This window comes from Methylobacterium sp. A49B, from assembly GCF_053346215.1.
This window is the reverse complement of the sequence record NZ_JBKFBO010000127.1, coordinates 56,530-71,896: the sequence shown is the minus strand read 5'-3', so window position 1 is coordinate 71,896 and position 15,367 is coordinate 56,530. Positions and strand designations below refer to the sequence as shown.

At 71.2% G+C, this 15,367-nt stretch carries 13 protein-coding genes; 6 read left to right on the top strand and 7 right to left on the bottom strand.

What is annotated here, in order from left to right; all coding sequences use genetic code 11:
• The first annotated feature begins 48 nt into the window (after positions 1 to 48).
• Positions 49 to 690, top strand: a complete 642-nt coding sequence (locus tag ACLBX9_RS25925; RefSeq protein WP_010684989.1) for a DedA family protein — start codon at positions 49 to 51, stop codon at positions 688 to 690.
• A 6-nt stretch (positions 691 to 696) separates the two neighbouring features.
• Here the strand turns inward: ACLBX9_RS25925 and ACLBX9_RS25920 are convergent, their stop codons facing one another.
• Both ACLBX9_RS25920 and ACLBX9_RS25915 read right to left on the bottom strand, forming a co-directional pair.
• Positions 697 to 1,446, bottom strand: coding sequence for a restriction endonuclease (locus ACLBX9_RS25920; protein WP_010684990.1), 750 nt, complete (start codon positions 1,444 to 1,446; stop codon positions 697 to 699).
• A 96-nt stretch (positions 1,447 to 1,542) separates the two neighbouring features.
• Positions 1,543 to 1,956: a MucR family transcriptional regulator gene (locus ACLBX9_RS25915; protein ID WP_010684991.1), complete on the bottom strand. Its 414-nt coding sequence runs from the start codon at positions 1,954 to 1,956 to the stop codon at positions 1,543 to 1,545.
• 423 nt (positions 1,957 to 2,379) lie between these two features.
• Between ACLBX9_RS25915 and ACLBX9_RS25910 the strand changes: the two genes are divergently transcribed.
• A complete protein-coding gene (locus ACLBX9_RS25910) occupies positions 2,380 to 5,055 on the top strand; it encodes a bifunctional acetate--CoA ligase family protein/GNAT family N-acetyltransferase (protein ID WP_010684992.1) in 2,676 nt (891 codons plus the stop codon).
• Positions 5,056 to 5,263: 208 nt separating this feature from the next.
• On the opposite strand, the gene ACLBX9_RS25905 is transcribed toward ACLBX9_RS25910, so the two are convergent.
• Together ACLBX9_RS25905 and ACLBX9_RS25900 are read right to left on the bottom strand one after the other, a co-directional pair.
• Complete coding sequence (locus ACLBX9_RS25905) at positions 5,264 to 5,797, bottom strand: Dps family protein (protein ID WP_447720932.1); 534 nt, start codon at positions 5,795 to 5,797, stop codon at positions 5,264 to 5,266.
• A gap of 145 nt (positions 5,798 to 5,942) precedes the next feature.
• Positions 5,943 to 7,658: a L,D-transpeptidase family protein gene (locus ACLBX9_RS25900; protein ID WP_447720931.1), complete on the bottom strand. Its 1,716-nt coding sequence runs from the start codon at positions 7,656 to 7,658 to the stop codon at positions 5,943 to 5,945.
• Positions 7,659 to 8,028: 370 nt separating this feature from the next.
• Between ACLBX9_RS25900 and ACLBX9_RS25895 the strand changes: the two genes are divergently transcribed.
• A complete protein-coding gene (locus tag ACLBX9_RS25895) occupies positions 8,029 to 9,147 on the top strand; it encodes an acyltransferase family protein (RefSeq protein ID WP_447720930.1) in 1,119 nt (372 codons plus the stop codon).
• On the opposite strand, the gene ACLBX9_RS25890 is transcribed toward ACLBX9_RS25895, so the two are convergent.
• Positions 9,134 to 10,312, bottom strand: a complete 1,179-nt coding sequence (locus ACLBX9_RS25890; protein ID WP_447720929.1) for an endo-1,4-beta-xylanase — start codon at positions 10,310 to 10,312, stop codon at positions 9,134 to 9,136. The genes ACLBX9_RS25895 and ACLBX9_RS25890 overlap by 14 nt on opposite strands.
• Before the next feature lie 181 nt (positions 10,313 to 10,493).
• Between ACLBX9_RS25890 and ACLBX9_RS25885 the strand changes: the two genes are divergently transcribed.
• The gene (locus tag ACLBX9_RS25885) at positions 10,494 to 11,336 is read left to right on the top strand and encodes an SDR family NAD(P)-dependent oxidoreductase (RefSeq protein WP_010684997.1); all 843 of its coding nucleotides are present in this window, start codon (positions 10,494 to 10,496) and stop codon (positions 11,334 to 11,336) included.
• A gap of 68 nt (positions 11,337 to 11,404) precedes the next feature.
• On the opposite strand, the gene ACLBX9_RS25880 is transcribed toward ACLBX9_RS25885, so the two are convergent.
• Positions 11,405 to 11,692, bottom strand: a complete 288-nt coding sequence (locus tag ACLBX9_RS25880) for a GIY-YIG nuclease family protein (protein WP_447720928.1) — start codon at positions 11,690 to 11,692, stop codon at positions 11,405 to 11,407.
• Positions 11,693 to 11,883: 191 nt separating this feature from the next.
• Between ACLBX9_RS25880 and zwf the strand changes: the two genes are divergently transcribed.
• Positions 11,884 to 13,356, top strand: coding sequence for a glucose-6-phosphate dehydrogenase (zwf, locus tag ACLBX9_RS25875; RefSeq protein ID WP_010684999.1), 1,473 nt, complete (start codon positions 11,884 to 11,886; stop codon positions 13,354 to 13,356).
• A gap of 122 nt (positions 13,357 to 13,478) precedes the next feature.
• Positions 13,479 to 13,679, top strand: a complete 201-nt coding sequence (locus ACLBX9_RS25870) for a hypothetical protein (RefSeq protein WP_010685000.1) — start codon at positions 13,479 to 13,481, stop codon at positions 13,677 to 13,679.
• Positions 13,680 to 13,778: 99 nt separating this feature from the next.
• Here the strand turns inward: ACLBX9_RS25870 and ACLBX9_RS25865 are convergent, their stop codons facing one another.
• Positions 13,779 to 15,305, bottom strand: coding sequence for a glucan biosynthesis protein (locus ACLBX9_RS25865; RefSeq protein ID WP_447720927.1), 1,527 nt, complete (start codon positions 15,303 to 15,305; stop codon positions 13,779 to 13,781).
• Positions 15,306 to 15,367 lie beyond the last annotated feature (62 nt).

Sequence of the window (15,367 nt, the reverse complement as noted above, 5' to 3'; positions counted from 1 at the left end):
CCGGCTTCAGTCGCCGCGTTTCGCCCGAAGACCGGCCTCGAGGATCGTATGGCCTTCCTGCACGACCTTCCTATCGCAGAGTTGATCGCGAATTACGGCTACATCGCCATCTTCGTGATCATCACCCTGGAGAGCGCGGGGGTGCCGTGCCCGGGCGAGACGGTGCTGATCTCGGCCGCCGTCTATGCCGGCAGCACCGGCAACCTGAACATCGGCCTCGTGATCGCCGCCGCCGCGGGGGCCGCGATCCTGGGCGACAATGTCGGCTACTGGGCCGGGCGGCGCTGGGGCATGCCCCTGCTCCTGCGTTACGGTCACCTCATCGCCCTCGATCACGGGCGGCTCAAGCTCGGCCAGTACCTGTTCCGCCAGCACGGCGGGAAGATCGTGTTCTTCGGCCGGTTCACCGCGATGCTGCGCGCCTACGCGGCGCTGCTGGCCGGCGTGAACCGCCTCGATGCGCGCCGCTTCTTCGCCTTCAACGCGCTGGGCGGTATCGTCTGGGCGGCCGGTATGGGCATCGGCTCCTACTATTGCGGGCGCCAGATCGAGCACATCGTCGGACCGGTCGGGCTGACGCTGCTGGCGCTCGTCGTGTTCGGCGGACTGGCCCTGTGGCTGTTCGTGCGCCGGCACGAGGCGCGCCTGCTCAACGAGGCGGAACTCGCGATCCCCGGCCCCCTCGCCTGAACCGCCTCACGCGGCCGCGAGGTCGATCGCGTCCAGCGCGTCGTGGTGGATGAGGAGAACGCCGGTCGCTGCGGCGAGCCGGCGGGCGGCCGGCGTGAAGCCGGCATTCGAGACCACCGCGGCCCGGTCGCCCGACCAGTAGCGCTGCGCGGCGGCCGCTTCCTGCACGGCGGCGTTGCCGACCGGCTTGCTCAACCGCTTGCACTGGACCACGAGGCGCAGTCCGTCGCGCACCGCGACGATGTCGGCGCCCTGATCGCCGCTCGCCGGCGTCCGGTGGGCCCGCCATCCGGCCTGCACGAGGCGCGCCGCGCAGAACCGCTCGTAATCGAGGCCGTCCTCCGGCGCGTCCTCCTCCTCGGGCAGGGCCACGGCGGCCGCTTCCGCCTCGACGATCGCCAGCATCCGCGCGCGTTCCGCGTCGGCGAGATCGGCGTAGCGAGACCCGATCTGCGGCAGGACCGTGCGGTCGATGAAATAGTCCCGCTCGCGCAGCCAGCCATCCTCGATCCAGTTGCCGTAGGCGTCGCTGAAGCTCTCCTGCCGACGCCGCAGCGCCAGCGTCTCCCGATGCGCCCGCGCGATCCGGCGTACCCGGGCCCGGAAGCGGCGCGGGCGCCCGAGATGGCGCAGCACCACCAAGACCAGGGCGAACCCGGTCGCCGCCAGAGCGGGCCGGCCGTACCAGAGCGCGAACGGGCAGCCGATCACGGCCGTCCAGAACAGGCGGGCGACGAGATTGGGCTTGCCGGGCATCGGGGAGCGTTGGCGTGGACGATCGCTGAACCCTCGCAGGATCCGCTTGCCCGATGCCTAACCGCAGCCGGAAATCTGTGGACGCAGGTGCCGGTCTCAGCCCTTCCGTCGCTGGTGGCCGAGCCCCATGCTCTTGGCGAGATCCGACCGGGCGGCGGCGTAGTTGGGCGCCACCATCGGGTAGTCCGGGGCGAGGCCCCACTTCTGCCGGTACTCGTCGGGGGTCAGGTTGTAGTGCGTGCGCAGATGGCGCTTGAGCGACTTGAACTTCTTCCCGTCCTCCAGGCACACGATGTAGTCGGGCTGGACCGAGCGCCGGACCGAGATGGCGGGCCGCAACTCCTCCGTCGGCGCCGCCTGGGGCTGGCTGAGACCGTGCAGCGTCGCGTGGACCGCCGCGATCAGTCCCGGCAACTCCGGCGCGGGCACCGGATTGTTGCTCACGAAGGCCGACACGATATCGACCGACAACGTGAGATAGTCCGGTTGCCCTTCAACCGTGGCATCCATCCTCGATCCTCCTCGCGACCCCGGCTGTTCCGCCGCGGATCGGGCGGAACGCCGGAATCTGTTTCTGGTCAGCCCGATACAGGGGGGTTAACGCGCAGTTACTATGGTCCTGCGAATTTAATGGCAAGACCAATTTACATCGACCCACAAGTGCCGTTTTGCGGAGGATAAAGGCGGCTGGATATTACCCACAATGCGTACCGCCGGTGATCCCGACCCGGGCCTGTGTGGCGCCCGCAGATGCGAGGCGCTCGGACATTGCGGACGCGACGGCGCGCGCCATCTTGTATGCCGGTGAGCGGCTCGAGGGATCCCGCGTGATCCCGTGCGATCTCGCCGACAGCGAAGGACCACCACATGCACGTCGGCACGCGCGGTTTGCGGGGCTCTACCCCGTGACGGCGGCCCCATGAGTGGCCGGCCGTGAGCACCTACCGGTTCGACAAGCTGCTCGCGCCGCGCTCCATCGCGCTGGTCGGGGCGGTGGCGCGCGAGGGCTCCCTGGGCCGCAGCGTGCTGGACTCCCTGCGCGGCGCCGGCTTTCCGGGCGCGATCCTGCCGATCCAGCCCGGCCACGCGCACGTCGACGGCCTCGCCTGCGTGCCGCAGATCGCCGACCTGCCTGCCGTGCCGGATCTCGTCCTGATCGCGGTGCCGCCTCCGAACGTGCCCGAGGTGGTCGCCCAGGCGGCGGCTGCCGGGGCTGGTGCCGCGGTGATCCTCACGGCGCGACTCGGCTCAGGGCCGGACGATCCCGGGCCGGCCGCCCACCGGATCGCCCGCGCGCAGGGCTTGCGCCTCCTCGGTCCCGACAGCGCCGGCCTCGCGGTGCCCGGCGCCCGGCTCAACGCCAGCCTATTCGCCCACGCCCCCAACGCGGGCGATCTGGCACTGGTGTCGCAATCCGGCACGGTGGCGGCCGCCATCGTGGAGTGGGGCGCGCGCCACGGCACGGGCTTCTCCGCCGTCCTGTCCTTGGGCAGCGTCCTCGACATCGGCGTGGCCGATTGCCTCGATCACTTCGCCGCCGACCACCGCACCCGCGCGATCCTGCTCTGCCTCGACCGAGTCGCGGATGCCCGGCGCTTCATGTCGGCCGCCCGCGCCGCCGCCCGCGCCAAGCCCGTGGTGGTCCTGCGCGCCGGCCGCCACCGGCCCGACACGCGCGCGGCCGTCACCCACACGGGCGCGCTGGCGCGGCCGGACGCGGTCTACGCCGCCGCCTTCCGGCGGGCCGGCCTGCTCGCCGTGCAGGACCTCGACGAGATGTTCTCCGCCGTGGAGACCTTGGGGCGGCAGCGCCCGTTCCCCGGTGACCGGCTTGCGATCGTGTCGAACGGCCGTGGCATCGGACTCCTCGCCGCCGACCGTCTGATCGAGCGGTCCGGCACCCTGGCGGGGATCGCCGCGGCGGAGGGCCGGCCGGCGGGCAATCCCCTCGATCTCGGCATCGACGCGGCGGGACCGGCCTTCGCGGCGGCGTTGGAGCCCCTGCTGACCGACCGGGTCAGCGACGCGGTCCTGGCGATCCACGTCCCCACCGCCCGCTCTGAGGCCGGCGCCGTGGCCAGCGCCATTGCCGGGACGGTCAAGGCCGCCCGCGCCGGACAGACGCGCAAGAAGCCGGTCTTCGCGGTCTGCCTGGGCGATGCCGAGGCGGCGCGCGACGCCTTCGCCGAGGCCGGGATCCCGCATTTCACCACCGATTCCGAGGCGATCGAGGGCTTCCTGCACCTCGTGCGCTATCGCGAGGCGCAGGACGACCTGATGCGCACGCCGGACTCGCTGCCGCGGGACTTCTCCCCCGACACGGCCCGCGCCCGCACGATCGTCGCGGGTGCCCTGCGGCAGGGGGCGGCATGGCTCGACCCGATCGCGGTGAACGGCCTGCTGGAGGCCTACGGGATCCCCACCGTGCCGATCACCCTCGCCCCCGACAAGGAGGCCGCCGCGGCCGCGGCCTGGCCGATCATCGCGGCGGGCGGCACCGTGGCGCTCAAGGTCGTCTCCCCCGATATCGTGCACAAGTCCGACATCGGCGGCGTCCATCTCGACCTGACCAGCGAGGCCGACGTCCGCGAGGCGGCGCGCCGCATCCTGGCCCGGGCGCGCCGGGAGCGGCCGGATGCCCGGGTGACCGGTTTCGCCGTGCAGCCCATGGTCCGCCGGGGCCAGCGCCGCGAACTCATCGCGGGGCTCGCCGAGGATCCGGTTTTCGGTCCCGTGGTGGTGTTCGGGCGCGGCGGCACGGCGGTGGAGGTGATCGACGACCGGGCGCTCGGCCTGCCGCCGCTGGACCTCACCCTCGCCCGCGACCTCATCGGCCGCACCCGGGTGGCGCGGCGGCTCGAAGCCTACCGCGACGTGCCGGCGGCCGATCTGCCGGCCATCGCGCTGACGCTGGTGAAGCTGTCCCAGCTCGCCGCCGACCTCCCGCAGGTGCGCGAACTCGACATCAACCCGCTGCTGGCCGACGAGACCGGCGTGGTCGCGCTCGACGCCCGGGTGCGGATCGCGCGCGCCGAGCGGGGGCGGCACGGCCGTGGGCACCCGCATTTCGCCATCCGACCCTATCCGGTGGAGTGGGTGCGGACCCTCAACCTCAAGGACCGCACCGTCTGCGTGCGGCCCGTGCGGCCGGAGGACGAGGGGCTGTTCCTGACCTTCTTCCAGGGACTCGATCCGGAGGATCTGCGGCTGCGCTTCTTCGGGCCGGTGCGCGCGTTCAGCCACGCATTCCTGGCGCGGCTGACACAGCTCGACTACGCCCGCGCCATCGCGTTCGTGGCCACCGAGAAGGAGCCGCAGGGAGGCGAACGGATGCTGGGCGCGGTGCGGCTGCACGCCGACGCCAATCACGAGAGCGGCGAGTACGCCATCGCCGTCGGCCGCGATGTCCGCGGCACGGGCCTCGCCTTCGCCCTCATGCGCCTGATGATCGACTGGGCGCGCTCCGAGGGCATCGGCCGGGTCGAGGGTACGGTTCTCTCCGAGAACCGGCCGATGCTGGCCGTCTGCCGGCGTCTCGGCTTCGCGCAGGGGCGGGACCCGGAGGATCCGGGCTTGGTGAAAGTGCGGCTGGATCTGGCGGGGGTGTGATGTGTTCCAGTCGCCAAGGCCCCGTCGTCATCCCGGGGCCGCGGAGCGGAACACGGGATCCAGACCCGCCGACACGTCAGTCTCTCGCCAAGGCGGTGTTTCCGGGTTCCGGGCTCACCCGCGGCGCCCGGAACGACGGTGAGCGTGGCATCCGAGGACGGGAGGCGTCCCAGATTGCCGTCCCGAAGCTCTGCCCGCATGAAGCAGCTCAGTGGCCGCTGTCGGTCGCGTCGCGGGTGGTCTCGTAGAGGAACCACGTGCGCTCCTCGGACTGGTCGATCCACTCCTCGAGCTGCGAGGTGGTCGCCACGTCGTCGGCCTCGTCGGTCACCCCGTGAAGCTCGCGCATGTGGGCGGTCAGCGCCTTGTTGTCGTCGCGCAGCTCCTTGAGCATCTCGAGGGGCGAGACGTACTCGGCATCGTTGTCGGGCACGCGCGTCAGGCTCTTGGCCTGGCCGAGCGACCGCAGCACCGTGCCGCCGATCTTCCGGGCCCGCTCGTTGACGGCATCGATGATCCCGAAGATCTGCTCCGACTGCTCGTCCAACAGCAGGTGATAGTCGCGGAAATGCGGGCCGCTCATGTGCCAGTGGAAGTTCTTGGTCTTGATGTAGAGGGCGAACAGGTCGGAGCTGAGGATCGTCAGACCCTCGGCGATCTTCTTAACGTCGTTCGGATCGAGATCCGTCGGGGTGTTGAGCCGTGCGCTCTCGAAGCGGCTGCTCGGCTTGGCCTTGGCCATGGTCGTCTCCAATCGGCTGGTGCGGAGCTGCGCGCCGGGGAGCCTCTCCAGATGTCCCGGGGACGTGCGGCCGCGCTCTCATCCCGCCAATGAACGGCCGGATCCGTTGTTCCTCCGGGTCAGGAAACACATGGCTGGGTTGGGTTTAGCGGATGGGTTCGATTGATTCCAAACTACCGGATGCCGCCGAGGACCGGGGCTTCGAAGGCTTCGGCGCAGGCCTGGTAACAGCGGTCGGCTTCACCAACGGAGCGCCCAGGGACGCCTTCGCGACGGGCGAGGCGGCGGGGCCGGAGGCCGCGGGCGGGATGGCCCCCGTCGCCGCGGGCTCGCCGGCCGGCACATCGAGCTTGTAGATGTCGTCGCGGAAATGCGCCTTGCCGTCGGGCGTGGCGTAGCCCGTGAGGTACACGAAGGTCACCGGCACCGGCTTGATCAGCTTGATGTCGCGCCGCTCCCCGTCGGCGATGCCGGTCTCGATCTCGATCGGTCCCCAGGTCGTGCCGGGACCGTTCGGCCCGTCCGTGCCCTGCAGGAGCCAGCCGACCAGCTCCTTGACCTGGCCGACCCGGACGCAGCCGTGGCTGTGGAAGCGCACGCTCGCGGCGAACAGCGACTTCGCCGGGGTGTCATGCATGTAGACGGCAAAGCGGTTCGGCATGTCGATCCGTACCTGGCCGAGCGAATTGTCGAAGCCGGAATCCTGGCGCAGCATGTAGTTGACGGCCTTGTCGCCGGCCCAGTCGATATGAGTCGGGTCCACCTCGCCGGTCGGGCCCAGGATGCGGATGTGGTTCCGGGCGAGGTAGCCCGGGTTCTTGCGCATCTGCGGGATGATCTCGTTCTTCACCACCGAGGCCGGGACGGTCCAGGTCGGATTGAAGTTGATGTCGGTGATCCGGGTCTCGACGGCAGGCGTCGCCTTGTCGGGGGAGCCGACCACCGCCACGTAGCGGCGCGCCACCGCGCCGTTCTCCACGGCCTCGACGGCGGCCGACGGGATGTTGACGACGACGTAGCGCTCGCCGAACGGGAACTTCGAGCCCATCAGCCGCGCCGCGGAGGCGGAGAGCTGGCGCTGGCGTGTCTCGGCCGGCACGTTCAGCGCGTTGATGGTGAGCCGGCCAAGGATACCGCTGTCGGGCAGGCCGTGGCGGGCCTGGAAGGCCGAGATCGCCGCCACCAGCGGCGGGTCGAGGCGATCGCTCGGCGGTGCGTCCGCGGGCAGGTCGCCGGTGAGGGTCAGGTGGTGGCGCAGCGCCGGAATGGCCGGGCTGCGCTCGCCCGGCTTCAGGCGCGCGAGATCCTCCGGCAACCGCTCCCATCCGCCGGCTTCCGCGAAAGCCGCGTAGCGCTCGGCAGCCCGGAGGGTGTCGAGGAACGTGCGCGCGGTGAGCGTCGGGTTCGGATCGGCGGAGACCTTGGCGTAGACCAGGGGCGCCGGCTCGCGCGTCTTCTTGACGGCTTCCTTGGCGGCTTCCTGCGGCTTGCCGAGGGCAGGCCGCGCCTCAGGCACCTCCGCGGATCTGGGCTCGGCGGGGGGCGCCTCCGGTCGCTTCGCCTCCTGCGGCTTCACGATCTCCTGCGGCTTCGCCTCCTGCCCCTTCGCCTCTTGCCCCTTGGCCTCCTGACCCTTGGCGACCGCGGCCTCCGGTGCAGGAGCTGGAAGCACGGGCGGCGGGGCGGCTGGGGCGGACAGCGACGGCGCCGGCGACGGCGCTGCGTTCGGGCCACCCGTCGGCGCGCCTGCGCCCACCGCCTGGGCCCGTGCATCCACGGCGGCGAGCAGCGTCAGCAGCGACAGGCCCGCGCCGAACGCGGCGCGCGGGCGAAGATGACGGCGGGATTGGACCGGGACCATACGCGACACTCCCGACGGCGCCCGGGTCGGCGCGGTCGGCCGGGATGATGGGCTGCCGTGGTTACCAATCTCCTCCGCTCGAAATGGTGGTTGCCGGCCCGGATTCACCATCCTGCGATTGGTTCATCCGCCTGAGACTTCGTGTGGATGTCGGCCGGCGCGAAAAGGGCGCTTATACTTTTCATGATGTGCTGGCCTCGGTACCGCCGTCGTTGCGCGCGGAACGGAGCGGTCCAGGCGGCGCACTGCCCTGGATCCTACGCTGCGAACGTGATGACGGCGGGGCTGCTTCGACCGAGGCCGCCACGCGCAAACCGTAGGGCGGACCCGACACGGCCAGACAGGCCCCAACAGGAGATCGGCCCCCGCCATGCAGGATCCCGAAGACCCGCGTCCCGCGGCCATGCCCTACCTGCCGCAGCTCGACGGGGTGCGCGCGCTCGCCATCCTGATCGTGTTCGCGGCCCATTGCGGCTACAGCCACGTGGTGCCGGGCGGCTTCGGCGTCACGGTGTTCTTCTTTCTCAGCGGCTACCTGATCACCACGCTGCTGCGGATCGAGCGGGTGCGGGCCGGCGGCGTGTCGCTCCCCGCCTTCTACCTGCGGCGGACCCTGCGCATCCTGCCGCCGATGTACTTGACCCTGCTGGTCTCCGGGTTGCTCTACGCGGCGGGTCTCCTCGACTGGATGGAAGTCGCGCCGGCGGCGGTGCTGGGGCAGGCGACGTTCCTGACCAACTATCCCGGCCTGTTCGGCACCGAGGCGGTGCTGCCGGTGCCCCTGTGGAGCCTCGCCATCGAGGAGCACTTCTACCTCGTCTTCCCTCTGGCCTACGTCCTGTGGCTCGGCCGCCTGCGACCGCGCCGGGCCGCGCTCGCCTGCCTGGGCGTCTGCGCGGCGGTGCTGGCGATCCGGTGCCTCAACGTCTGGCGGCTGCCGGACTACAGCTTGAACTACAGCTGGACCCACACCCGCATCGACGCGATCCTGTTCGGCTGCTGCCTGGGCCTGTGGAACAACCCGGTGATCCCGGCCGACCGGGCGTGGCGGCCCAGGGCGTGGCACGTGGCGCTGAGCCTCGCGGTCATCCTCGGCACGCTCGCGGTGCGCGATCCCGCCTTCCGCGAGAGCCTGCGCTACACGCTCCAGAGCGCGGCCCTGTGCATGCCCTTCGCCTACCTGCTGCACGGGGAGGGGCCGGTGGTGCGACTGCTCGCCAGCCGGCCGATGCGCCAGCTCGGGCTCTGGTCCTACAGCTTCTACCTCGCGCACATGACCGTGGTGGCGCTCGTGCTGCACCTGAGCCCCGGGCTGCATAGGCTCCCGCTCATGCTGGCCGCCTTCCCCGTCACGCTGCTCTGGTGCCGGGCCATGTACGGCCTCGTCGAGCGCCCCTGCGCGCGGCTGCGGCGTCGGCTCCTGGCGGACCGTCCGCCCGAGCCGGTTCTGGCGGACGGCGCCCGCCGCGCCGGCGTCACGCCCGCCTGAGCGTGTCCCGCGCCGCCCTGTGGTCCGGCGCGGCCTCGAAGGCCGCCTTCATCGCGTGCCAGAGGGGCTTGCGCCGGAACGCAGCATCGAGCGGCAGCGCCCGCTGCGGCAGGCCGTCGGGCCGCTTGCGGTAGGGGTGGTCGTTCAGCCACGTGTCCGGGTCGTAGATGTCCCAGGTGACGACGTCGAGCGTGGCGGGCTCGTCCAGCACCACGTCGAGGAAGCGCCGGGCGAAGTCGGCCACCATCCGGTCGCGGGTCGCCACGTCGGACGGGAAGGCGCGGTCGTCGATGTCGAGTTCGGTGATCGCGATACCGAGACCCATCTGGCTGATCTCCCGCAGGAAGCGCCGGAGCTGGCCCTGGTCGATCGGGATCGTGCTGGTGAGGTGCGACTGCAGGCCGAAGCGCCGGATCGGCACGTTGCGCGACCGCATCGCTTCCAGCCGGCGCAGGACCTTGGTGCGCTTGGCCTCCATCCAGGGCACGCCCTGCTCCACCGCGTCCTCGTTCCAGGTCCCGGCGGCGGCCGGGTCGGTCTCGTGCAGGATCCGGAAGGCGAGGTCCACGTAGCCGGGCCCGATCGAGGCGAGCCAGGGCGAGTCGCGCAGGCCTCCGCCCCGGTCCGGATCGGCCTCGTTGCCGAGGATCTCGTTGACCACGTCCCAGGCGACGATCTGGCCGCGGTAATGCCCCGCCACGGTCTCGATCCAGCGCCGCAGGAAGTCCTCGGCCTGGGTCGGGGTGGCCCGGCCAAGGAGCGGGGCGACCCAGGGCGGCAGCGCGGCGTGCCAGACCAGGGTGTGGCCCCGCATGCGCTGGCCGTTGGCGCGGGCGAAGCGCAGGATGGCGTCGCCGCGGGCGAAATCGGTCTGGCCCGGCGCGGGCAGCACCTCCTCCATCTTCATCTCGGTACCGCAGACGAGGAGGCCGCATTCCCGCGCCACCGCCTGCCGATAGGCCGGCGTGGCCTCGAAGCGGTGAAACGGCACCTCGCAGCCGTACATCAGCCCCTTGGCGGTCGCGGCCGCCTGGAGGCTGTCGCCCGACCAGGACGGACGGCCGAGCGGCCCGAATCCGGTCGGGCTCGCGGCCCGCGCCGCCGAGGCGAGCCCGGCGCAGGCGGTGCCGGCGAGCAGGGACCGGCGGCTCGGAAAGGTCGGCATGCCGGGTCCTGCGGTTGGGGCTGGCCTTCGGCGGGGCGTTCGTGGCGCGATCACCGGCCACCAGAGCACGGGCCGGCGCCGGATGCGATCCGCGCCGTCTGCCGGAGCCGGCGGCATCCCCAACTCGCCTTCATCACGGTTTGCCCCATCTGAAGGGCGCCATCCAGCCGAGGACCGTGTCATGAGTCAGCACCCCGCCATCAGCCCCGGCCGCAGCGCGGTCGTCACCGGGGGGGCGAGCGGCATCGGGCTCGCCGCGGCGCAGGCCTTCGCGCGGGCCGGCATGAACGTCTGGCTCGTCGACCGGCCAGGGCCGGCGCTGGAGGCGGCCCGGGCCGCGGTGGCCGAACTCGCCGCCGTGGAAATCCGCGCGGTCCCCGCCGACGTCTCGGACCGGGAGGCCGTGGAAGCCCTGGCCGCCGGTGTCGCGAAGGCCGGCCCGCCCGCCGTCGTGATGCTGAACGCCGGGATCGAGGCCGGCGGGAAGCTGTTCTCCGACGCGGACACCTGGGCGCGGATCCTGGGCACCAACCTCGGCGGCGTGGTCAACGGCATCCACGCCTTCGCGCCCGGCATGATCGACGGGGGCAAGCCCGGCGCGATCATTGTGACCGGCTCGAAGCAGGGCATCACCACGCCCCCGGGCAACGCGCCCTACAACGTCTCGAAGGCGGGGGTGAAGGCGGTCACCGAGGCGCTCGCCCACGAGCTGCGCAGCCGGGAGGGCTGCCAGACCACCGCGCATCTTCTGATCCCGGGCTTCGTCTATACCGGGCTGACCAAGGCCCGCGGCGTCGCCGAGAAGCCCGCGGGGGCGTGGACGCCGGAGGAGACGGTCACCTTCATGCTGGAGCGTCTGGCGGCGGGCGACTTCTACATCCTCTGTCCCGACAACGAGACCACCCGCGGGCAGGACGAGAAGCGGATCGCCTGGGCGGCCGGCGACATCATCGAGAACCGGCCCGCCCTGTCGCGCTGGCATCCGGATCATGCCGAGGCGTTCAAGCGGTTCATGGCGGGATAGGCGCCGCTGCACCCACCGTCTTTGCGAGCCCAGCGAAGCAATCCAGGGTAGCGCGACGCTCAGTGTGTTCACGCGAGATCGAGATACAGGTCGCGCCAGTCCGGATCCATCGCCTCGATCAGCGCGAGCTTGTTCTTCCGGGATCCCGCCTTGATCTGCTTCTCGCGCGTGATCGCCTCGGCCATCGTCGGGTGACCTTCGTACCAGACCGGGCGCTTGCAGGCGTACCGGCTGGTGAAGCCCGGAAGGAGCGCTTCGCGGTGCTCGTAGACTCGTCTTGCGAGGTTCGCGGACACGCCCGTGTAGAGCGTACCATTTCGGCGACTGGCCATGATGGAGACCGCCGGCTCACGCATCGTGCTCCCTCGTCGCTGGCGCGGAGCACTGGGTTGCTTCGCGGCGCTCGCAAAGACGGAGCGGTCCGCGAACCTGGGACCTCTCGATTGCCCCCGGCCTTACCTCTCCTCTGGCGAGACCCTTGCACCCAGGTTACGTGAGTGCGACGCAGCAACCGCACGAGTCAGCGCACGCCAACCGGGAGCCGCCCTTGGCCACGATCATCCCCGTCGCCTCCTTCGACTGCGTCGTGTTCGGCGCGACCGGCGATCTGACCGCGCGAAAGCTTCTGCCCGCCCTGTTCTACCGCTTCCGGGACGGTCAGATCCCGGACACCAGCCGGATCATCGGCGCCTCGCGCTCCGAGCTGTCCGTCGACGCCTTTCGCGAACACGCGCGCGACGCCCTCAAGCGCTTCGTGCCCGCCGCCGACCTGACCGAGGACGCCCTCGCCCGGTTCCTCGCCCACGTGGACTACGTGGCGGTGGACGGCGCCGGCGAGAGCGGGTGGGGGGACCTCGTGGCCAAGCTCGATGAGCGGCCCGATCAAGTGCGACCCTACTATCTCGCCACCTCGCCCGACCTCTACGGCTCGATCTGCCGCAACCTCGCTGCCCACGGGCTGGTCGGCGCGAAATCCCGCGTCGTGCTGGAGAAGCCGATCGGCAAGGATCTCAAATCCGCCAAGGCCATCAACGACGCCGTGGGCGAAGTCTTCCCCGAGTCGCAGATCTTCCGGATCGACCACTATCTCGGCAAGGAGACGGTCCAGAACCTGCTCAGCTTGCGCTTCGCCAACACCATCTTCGAGCGGCTCTGGACCTCGGACGTGATCGACCATGTCCAGATCACCGTGGCCGAGACGGTCGGCGTCGAGGGCCGCGCCGGCTACTACGACACGTCGGGCGCCATGCGCGACATGCTGCAGAACCACATCCTGCAGTTGCTCTGCCTCACCGCCATGGAAAGTCCGCTCAATCTCGAGGCGAACTCCGTCCGCGACGAGAAGCTGAAGGTGCTGCGCGCCCTGAAGCCGATCACCGCCCACGACATCCAGTCTGCCACGGTCCGCGGCCAGTACGTGGCCGGCGCGGTCGACGGGCAACCCGTGGAGGGCTACCTCGCCGAACTCGGCCACGAGAGCCGGACCGAGACCTTCGTGGCCATGAAGGTCGAGATCCAGTCGGGGCGCTGGGCCGGCGTGCCGTTCTATCTCCGCACCGGCAAGCGCCTGCCGCGGAAGCTCTCGGAGATCGTGGTGCAGTTCCGCGCCTCGCCGTTCTCGATCTTCCCCGAGGAGGCTTTCGGCCGCGAGCCGAATCGCCTCGTCATCCGCCTGCAGCCGCAGGAGGGCATGAAGCTCGAGGTGATGACCAAGGATCCGGGGCCCGGCGGCCTGCGCCTGCGCCCGACCGACCTCGACATCTCGTTCGAGGAGACCTTCAAGCAGCGCTACCCGGACGCCTATGAGCGGCTGCTGATGGATGTGGTGCGGGGCAACGCCACCCTGTTCATGCGCCGCGACGAGGTCGAGGCCGCCTGGGCCTGGGCGGACGGCGTGCTCAAGGCCTGGGCCGACCGGCCGGAGGCACCGCGGCCCTATCCCGCCGGGAGCTGGGGGCCGACGGCCGCCATCGCGCTGATCGAGCGCGACGGCCGGACGTGGCACGAGGAGCTGCGGTGAAGCTGTCCACAGCTTACGGCCAAGCTGCCTTGATACCGTCAAGCCCGAGGTGGACCCTGCCTGCGCCGCCGATCACCGCCCCGCCAGAGGGCTGGGTCCGGCTCACCACAAGGGACCATCAGATGCTCGACCCAAACCGGGACGCGGCCGTCCAGGCCGAGCGCCGCATGGAGCGGTCGGTCGCCGCCGCCCTGCGCGTCATCGCCGCTGCTCACGACGAGCGGCAGGCACCCCCCGTCTCCGCTGCCCGGCGCCGGTTGAGCGAGGTCTATGGTGAGACCCGCTTGGCGCGCCGCCTGGAGCAGGAGCGCCGCACGGCTTGAGTCGCCTCGTCTCTGCGCTGAGCGAAGCCATCCGGAAGCGCCGCGCTCACCGTGGTCACGCTACCCTGCGTCGCTTCGCTGCGCTCGCGATGACGGCATCTAGACCACGGCGTCCCAGGTCTCGCTGAGCGGCATAGTTCCGCGAATCAGCCGGGCGCGCAGCACCACGTCGCCCGCCGGAAGCGGCTCCGGCGGCCGCCACTCGACGTAGATGCGCCATCCGCCGGTCTGCGGCACGAAATTGGCCACCGGCTCGTGCATCGTGCCCGCACTGGCCGAGACATCCACCGAGATCGCATCGTCAGGGCCGTGCGGCAGGCTCGGCCCCTCGAAGTCGATCACGCAGAGCCGCCGCTGCGGACTTGGCGGCTTCGTGGGACGCAGCCGCTCCGCCGAGCCGAACCGGGTCGAGGTGACCCGCGCGAGGGCCGCCTCGGGAATCGCCGCGACGGGCTCCGCTCCGACGGTGGTCAGGCCGTAGGCGAGCCGCAGGGGCGCGCCCGGCTGAGCCGCGGCCGCCGGCACGAAGGCCGCCACGATGTTGTCCATGTACTCCTCGACCGAGGGGATCTCGTAGAGTTGCACGGCGCCCGCCGCGAAGGCAGAGCCGCCGGCCTCCGGCGACACCCACAGGCCGGGCCGCGCTTCCTGGCGCGCCTCGACATCCAGATAGGCGGCAAAATTCCGCTGCCGCTGGAGCAGGCCGAAGCCCGCGAGCGGCGCAGCCGCGAAGGCCGAGATCTGCGGCTGCGCGCGCCCGTTGACGAGCGGCCGCCAGATCCGGTCGATCCGCGCCGGATCGACACCGGCACCGGCACCGGAAGCGACGCACAGCCCGTCCGAGTCGTGCACCTGCGGCCGGAAATCGTCGACCGGCTTGGCGTCCCGGGCACCGGGCCCGTTCTCGCCATACAGGAACATGCTGGTGAGCGGCGCCAGCCCGAGCTTCGCGACCGTCTGGCGCGGATGCAGCTCCGCCGTGACCGCGATGCGGGCCGGGTCGCCGGGGGTGATGGCGAACCGGTAGGCACCGGCGACGCTGGGACTGTCGAGGAGCGACAGCACCGTCAGGCTGCGGGCTTCGGGCTCCGGCTCGCAGATCCAGTGGGCGACGAAATCGGGGAATTCCTCCCCCTCCGGCGCGCCGGTTCCGATGGCGAGGCCGCGGGCCGAGAGACCGTATTCCTGGTTCGCGGCCCGCAGACGGAAGTAGGAGGCGCCGAGGAAAACCAGGAATTCCTCCTGAAATCCTTTCGGCCGCCAGGACGGCGTCTCCGGGAAGGCGTAGTGCAGGCGGAAGCCTGCGAAGCCGAGATCCGGTGCAAAGCTTTGCCCGGCGAGTCCCGCGCCCAGATCGAACAGCCGACTCGCGTAGGGGATCGGGCGCGCGGCTCCGCTGCGGGGCTGAAGGTAGAGGGCCACCCGCTTGCGCTGCAGGAAGCCGCGGTGGAACAGCTGCGCGCTGAAGGTCTCGCCGAGCCGGATGCCCTCGTCCGGGCGGAAGGTGATCGCCCGGTAGCCGTCATAGTCGAGGGCGGCGAGCGCGGGCGGCAGGTCCTCGGCCGGCGCCGCGTAGGGCGCGGCGGCGCGGCGCGCCGCCTCGGCCGACAGGACTTCGAAGGTCATCGCGCCCGCCTGCGGCTGAAGCGCCGACCCGGCCCACGTTCTGGACCCATTCAGATCGGCCG